This window comes from Cryobacterium sp. 10I5, from assembly GCF_035019865.1.
GTDB classification, from domain to species: Bacteria; Actinomycetota; Actinomycetes; order Actinomycetales; family Microbacteriaceae; genus Cryobacterium; species Cryobacterium breve_A.
Window position 1 is genome coordinate 1 of the sequence record NZ_JASJVI010000137.1, and the last position, 6,530, is coordinate 6,530.

The 6,530-nt window shown below is 65.7% G+C and carries 5 protein-coding genes; all 5 read right to left on the reverse strand.

Features of this window, described 5'->3' with window-relative positions; translation table 11 throughout:
- Positions 1-97: 97 nt before the first annotated feature.
- Complete coding sequence (locus QN350_RS18725) at positions 98-823, reverse strand: hypothetical protein (RefSeq protein ID WP_322139559.1); 726 nt, start codon at positions 821-823, stop codon at positions 98-100.
- Positions 747-1,232 (reverse strand): hypothetical protein, encoded by a 486-nt coding sequence (locus tag QN350_RS18730; protein WP_323517099.1) that lies wholly within the window; start codon positions 1,230-1,232, stop codon positions 747-749. Before QN350_RS18730 ends, QN350_RS18725 begins: the two co-directional genes overlap by 77 nt.
- A gap of 372 nt (positions 1,233-1,604) precedes the next feature.
- Positions 1,605-3,815, reverse strand: coding sequence for a transglycosylase domain-containing protein (locus tag QN350_RS18735; RefSeq protein ID WP_281534649.1), 2,211 nt, complete (start codon positions 3,813-3,815; stop codon positions 1,605-1,607).
- Positions 3,816-3,974: 159 nt separating this feature from the next.
- Complete coding sequence (locus QN350_RS18740; RefSeq protein ID WP_323517101.1) at positions 3,975-5,633, reverse strand: cellulase family glycosylhydrolase; 1,659 nt, start codon at positions 5,631-5,633, stop codon at positions 3,975-3,977.
- 219 nt (positions 5,634-5,852) lie between these two features.
- A complete protein-coding gene (locus tag QN350_RS18745) occupies positions 5,853-6,344 on the reverse strand; it encodes an aromatic ring-opening dioxygenase LigA (protein WP_322139555.1) in 492 nt (163 codons plus the stop codon).
- Between the last annotated feature and the right edge of the window lie 186 nt (positions 6,345-6,530).

Below are 6,530 nucleotides of genomic sequence, written 5' to 3' on the forward strand. Positions count from 1 at the left end.
GGAGGCCCGGGGCCGCAGACGCGGCACCGGGCATCCGGTGGATCCTTATATGGGCCGTCCGGCGGTAGATCCGGACGGCCTCCCGACTATGCGGCGACTACTGGTTCACCTGGCTGGTCGTCTCGACGGTCAGCCACGGGCCGGCCGGAACTGCCGACCGGTCCACGAAACGCCAGCTGACGTGGTCGTTGTCACCATCGAGGTCCGAGAAGCCGAGGCATCCGTTGAGGGCCGGCGACACGTCGGTGCCTGCACCCTGGCTCGGGTCGCCGCTGAACTGCTTGTTCACCGGACGGGCGTTGTTACTTCCGAACACGTAGGCCGCGTCGTGGTACAGCGAACCACTCGAGGGGCCCGCGTCCTCAACCTGGCCGTAGCACGTCTGGCCGTTCGGGCCGGTGAGCTGGACCCAGTGGTTCTTCATGTACGAGTAGTTCGAGTCACCATGGTGAGCGCTGTACGGGGCCACGTTCGCCCACGGTACGACGGTGTCACGGTTAGCGAACGCCGACGCGTCGTTGATGTCGTCGTAAGGAAGATCCAGATAGAACGGGTTCTCGAGCGGCTTTGGCTGGCTGGTCGGGAAGTAGCCGTTGGCAGCGGTGCGCTTCTCTGTCGTGCAGGTGAAGGTCGCAGCGGTCGCGCCGCTGGACGGGCCATCGCATCCTCCGACGGGTGAGCCGCCGCAGCCCGTGTCCGTGGAGGACCCGAGCTGAACGCCGGTGTGGTGAAGCGCCCATTTGCTGTCATAGGTGCTGCAGACCTGGCTGCCGTCGCTGAGGTTCGCGTTGAAGATCTCGCCGACCCAGAAGGTCGTCGACACGATGTTGGTGTGCAGCGGGGACGTTCCGATGGCGACGGGCGGCGGCGTCGGAGTAGGCGTCGGGGTTGGTGTCGGCGTCGGCGTCGGAGTCGGCGTCGGCGTCGGCGTCGGGGTAGGCGTCGGAGTTGGAGTCGGCGTCGGGGTAGGCGTCGGAGTCGGCGTCGGAGTCGGGGTAGGCGTCGGAGTCGGAGTAGGCGTAGGCGTAGGCGTAGGCGTGGGCGTCGGCGTCGGCGTAGGCGTCGGCGTCGGCGTAGGAGTCGGAGTCGGCGTAGGCGTAGGTGTCGGCGTAGGCTGGTGGTGGTTCTTGCGGTGCGACCAGACCCCGGTGACGGCGAGCCAGCCTGACTGTGCGCTTACGGACGACGAACCGGAGGATGCCGGCGAATGGTCCCCGGACGCGAACGCGCACGAGGCTGTTGTGCCGACGACGATGCACAGGGCCGCCGTTGCGGCGACGACGCCGCCTGCGAGTTTGCGACGCGCGGTTGTGCTACGCGGCGAGAACTTCTCGGCGCGACGAAAGAGCTGTTGCATGGAGTTTTTTGCCTTTCAGATGACCGGAACGCGCCGATCACAAATCCATCCACAGAACCTACGACACGCATTTTCGATGGGTTGACTGCAACCCATTCGGGGTACAGGACTCGGGAAAATACCCCCAGTTTGAAAGCTGCGCTAGGGGCTTGACAAATTAAAATACTGAGAGAACGCCGTGATTACGGGGAATTCAGAACAAATTCCGAGGTGAGAATCTCTCAGGAACTCTCAGGAAGAAAAACGGTCAGCGCGGCGTTGACGAGGGCGTCGGCGTCGGTGCCGTGCGTGGTGCCGCCGGTTTCGGCGTCGGCGTCGGTGACGGATTGGCCTCGATGAAGGCGTCCCCACCGTACTTCGCATTCGCCACCGACATCACCGCAGGCCACATCCGGTGCCGGGCGGTCGCGGCCTGGCCGCTGTCGAAGTAGGTCGTCCGTTGGTTCGCGTCACCCGTGAGGCTGACTACCGCGACGACCGTTGCGACCTTCGTGCTCGCTCCGGTCATCCAGGTGTCCTTGTTGCCATCCGTCGTGCCGGTCTTGCCGATCACGGGTACCTGCGGCACCATGCCCCGGTTCGACTGCTGCCCGGTCCCGTTCGTCATCACTTTGCGCATGGCATAGGCCATGCCCGCAGCGACCGTGGGGTCGACGGAGGCGGCGCACTCGCTGCTCGGGACGGGAACGTCCTGACCGGTCGGGCCGACGATCCGGTCGATCACGATGGGGCTGCAGGTCACTCCCTTGTTCGCGATTCCCGCGAATGCGACGGCCATGCTCAACGGCGCGATCTCGTTCGTGCCGATCACCGAGGATGCGCTCTCCAGGAGTGGAGTCTCATCGGCACGGTGCATCCGGAACGCCTCCGCGGTCTTGCGGATTCCGCACAGGTCCAGCTTCTTGGCCATCCCGATGTACCCCGTGTTGATCGAGCCCACGGTCGCCTCGAGGGCGCTGTAGTGGGCACCGCTCTCGTTCGCGTCGTTCTTCGGGTTCCACTTCTCTTTGTCGTAGTTCTGGGGGCCGAGGCAGCTGTCCTGAAAGGTCCCCCAATTGGCCTTTCGGCGGGAGTCCACGCGTTCATAGAGGGCGTGGCCTTCCTTGAGCCATTCGGCGAGGGTGAACACCTTGTACCCGGATCCGGGCTGGAAGCCGCTCGAACCGCCGTCGGCATAGTCGGTGTTGAAGTTGATGCTCGTGTAGTTCGCGCCGGTGGCTTCGACGACGGGATCCTGGCTGTAGTCCTTGTTCTGCACCATCGCGAGCACCCGACCGGTGCCGACCTGCACGCTGGAGATGACGGCGCCGACATCCCAGCCGGGGAAGGTCATCGGCACATTCTGCTTCATCGTGGTCTCCGCGGCGATCTGGAGGTCCAGGTCGATGGTCGTGTAGACGTTGTAGCCGCCCCGCCGGAAGTTGAGTAGCCGGGTGTCGGCATCCGCCCCGAACGCTGGGTCATTCCGAAGCACGTGCGTCACGTAGTCGCAGAAATAGGCACTGCCGCCCGCGGTCTGGCAGCCGGTACTGGGTTCCTGGATGCTGGGTTCGACCGGTGCCGCAACCGCCGCCGCGTAGTCGGCCGGACCGATCGTGCCGTACTTCAGCATCGTCCCGAGGATATAGTCCCGGCGTTCCCGGTTCGCCGCGTAGCCGTTCGCCGCACCGTTGGTGGCGCTGTTCGGGTCGTCGAGCTGGAACTTGACCGGGTTGTTGATGATGGCGACGAGGCTCGCGGCCTGTGGCAGGCTCACGGCCGCAGCCGTCGTGTTGAAGTAATATTCGGCGGCCGCCTCGATTCCGTAGACCGTTCCTCCGAAACCCGTGATATTGAGGTACTGGCGAAGGATGTCCTTTTTGGAATACTTCTTTTCGACGCCGATCGCGAGCCGCATCTCCTTGACCTTGCGCTCGGCGCTCGTGCGGGTGGCCGCTGCGTAGCAGGAGTCACGCCCCGCGGGATCAGGGAGCACCTCGCACTTCTGAACGAGCACGTTCTTGACATATTGCTGGGTGATGGACGACCCGCCCTGGGTTGCCCCGCCAAGGCTCACACTGAGCCCTGCACGGATCGTGCCCTGCAGGTCGATCCCGCCGTGTGCATAGAAACGCGGGTCCTCACTCGAGATCGCGGCGTCTGTCACGAAGGGACTGATCGCGTCCGAGCCGACCTCGATCCGGTTCTGGTCGTAGAAGGAGGCGAGCAGGCGGGGAGAGCCGTCGCCCTGCATCGCGTAGATATTGCTCTTCTGGGAGAGACGGTCGATCGAGAGGTATTCCGGAAGGCTTTCGAAGGTGTTGATCGTGTCCGTGACGGCGAGTCCCGACAGCGCGACGACAGGCGTCACCGACGCGGCGACCAGAAGTCCCGCGACCGCGCTCATGGCCACGAGCCCGACCAGCCCGCCCATGACGCCGCCGGGCGTGCGCCGCTCCTGGAATTCCGTCGTCCGCATCTGAACCCCCCATCTGGGTTCATGGAACTCCGGGGTCGTCAGAATTGCTAGGGGCGTCTCACGATCGTTATCTGAGCGATCAGGTCAGGGCGACGGATGCCGCGTTGTCGCGGATCGCCGCGGTCCCGGTCCGGTGCACGGAGTCTGGCAGCTCGAGGCCTACCTGGAGGTGAGGGTCAATGTCGGTGCAGCCGGGGCCCTGGTCGCTTCGACCTGAAGGCCCACCCAGACGCTCTGCCCCGGGGAAATCGTGCTCGCCCATCCCGCTCCGGTGCACGTGACCGAGGTCCTGACCTTGACGGTGCACGTCATGCCCCACGCGTTGGTCACCGCGGTCACGGTCGGATCGGACCAGGTGACACTCCAGGCCTTGGCACCGGTCGCACTCTTCACCTGGAAGTCGGCGACGTAGCCGGTGCCCCAGGCGCTCTGCAGGTTCCACGTCGTGGTGATCGAGGCAGAGCCGGGGACGGGCGTCGCCGTCGGCGTCGGTGTCGGTGTCGGCGTCGGCGTCGCAGTCGGCTTCGGTGTCGGTGTCGGTGTCGGCGTCGGTGTCGGTGTCGGTGTAGCAGTCGGCGTCGGCGGAATGACGATCGGAGTCCCTGCGCCGAGCAGCGGGGCGAGGGCCGTGAGCTTGGCGGCCTCGGGGGTCACCCAGTCGTCCTTCACGATGCCGCCGGTGTCTCCGCTGTTCGGGTTGAACGACCAGTACGCGAAGCTCATGCCGGTGCTCGCGAGGTAGGGCACGAGCTTGGCAAGCCACTTCTGGTCGGAGTCGGTCACGAGCTTGGTGCCGAACTCGCCGAGCAGTACCGGTGCGATCCCGGTCTTGCTGATGTAGCCCCAGTTCTGGTCCCAGACCGCGGCCAGGTTGTCGGGGTAGTTGGCCGCGGTGAACCACTTCTGCGCGTAGACCGTCGCCGGGTAGTCGTGGGGCGAGTACACCACCCGGTTCGCCACGGAGAGCACGACAGGCTTGGCCTTGACGCCACTCAGGCCGCCGCCCCACCAGGTGGATCCACCGCTGGCCTGGTTCTCGATGCCTTCGACGAGGATCAGCAGCCTGGGGTTCACAGCGAGCACGGCGTTGCCAGCGCGGGTCGCGGCGGCCTGCCAGTCGATCGCGGGGTTTCCGCAGCCCCAGCAGGCCTGTCCGTGCGGTTCGTTGTGCAGGTCGAAGCCGATCACGGTCGGATCGTTCTTGTACCGGGCGGCGAGTGCCTGCCAGTCACTGATCCACGTGGCCTCACTGTACTGCGCCGTGTACCAGAGTTCCGATTGACCTCCGGAATCCGGGCGGTGCCGGTCGAGGATGACATTGAGTCCGACGACCTTCGCCCGGACTACGACCGTGTCCATCAGCTGCTGCGGGGTCAGCCCGGCGAGGGTCGGGTTCACCGCATAGTTGATCGAATTGCTCGGGGCCCCGCCGAGGCACTCGTTCGAGAACGGCAGCCGCAGGGTGTTGAATCCGAGCGACTTGATCTGCGCGAGGCCGGCGTCGAGGCCGATCGTCCAGAGTCCGTGCGGAGCGCAATTGCTCGTCTCCATTCCGAACCAGGAGATGGCCTTGACGACATCGGTCTGGTTTGCGGAGTTCTGGATCGAGCCGCCTGCGGTGTGCAGCCAGCCGGACGAAGCGCTGACGGGGGATGCCGCAAATGCCGCCGGCTGCGGAGTGGCCGCAACGAGGCCGCCCGTCACAAGCAGGGCGGCGGCGACGAACGCGATCAGGCGTCCCGTTGCGCCTCGGCGCCGCGGTCGTACCGGCGTCGTTGGGGAAATCCGCCTCGTGGCATAGCTGTCGCGAGCTCTCATGCTGGTCCCCCAGTATTCCGCGGACGTGGTTCCCGATGGCCGCCCCTCGGGGCGGCAAGATCGTCCGTTAGCCCCATAGTAGGGGTAACCGTGTTTCGGCTGCGTAACGACGGTGCCCGCGGGGGTGAACGCTGCATGCCGGCCGGGTCGCTGGACGCGCCGGGCACGGAAAACGGGCCCCGCGACTGCCGCGAGGCCCGTTCGACACTGCCGAATCGATCAGGCGACTGCGCGAACCGCGGTCTTCTTCGAAGCGTGCGGCGTGAGGACGAAGATCGCCCAGCCGAACAGTCCGATGAGGATGCCGAGGCCCATGGCGAAGAACGAGACGCCGAAAGCGACGATCGAGGTGAAGAGCGAGGCGCGAAGCAGCGACGCGGTCATGACCGTCGGGCGGACCTTGTCGTCCTGGGCGAGCTCGGCGTACGTCTTGCCGCCTGAGGCTTCCATGGCGTGGTGGTTAATGATGTTCGCCTGCGCGAGGGCGGAGAGGGGGTTGTCGACGGTCGATCCGGCGAGGAACGATGCGTCGGCCGCGACCGTAATCTTCTCGCCGGCCAGCTGGCTGCTGACGGTGCCCCAGACGACGCCGCCGACGAGGAGCATAACGAGGCCGCCGACAATGCCGAGGAGGCCGATAATCCGAAGAATACGCGCCTGGCCGGAACCGGCGATCAGGGGCTGGGCAGCCGTTGTCGTAGCGGTTGTCATGAGATACCTTTCCTGGTGTCGCGCCTATCGTGACACTCGTGTTACCTACCAGTCTGCCAGCATTGAAAGCGCATTCATCACATTTTCTCGGCTGATTGCAACATTGGTTGGAAACGTTTTCATCGTGACGGACGAAAGGCGGGGGGGGGCGGGGGGGGGGGGGGGGGGGGGGGGGGGGGGGGGGGG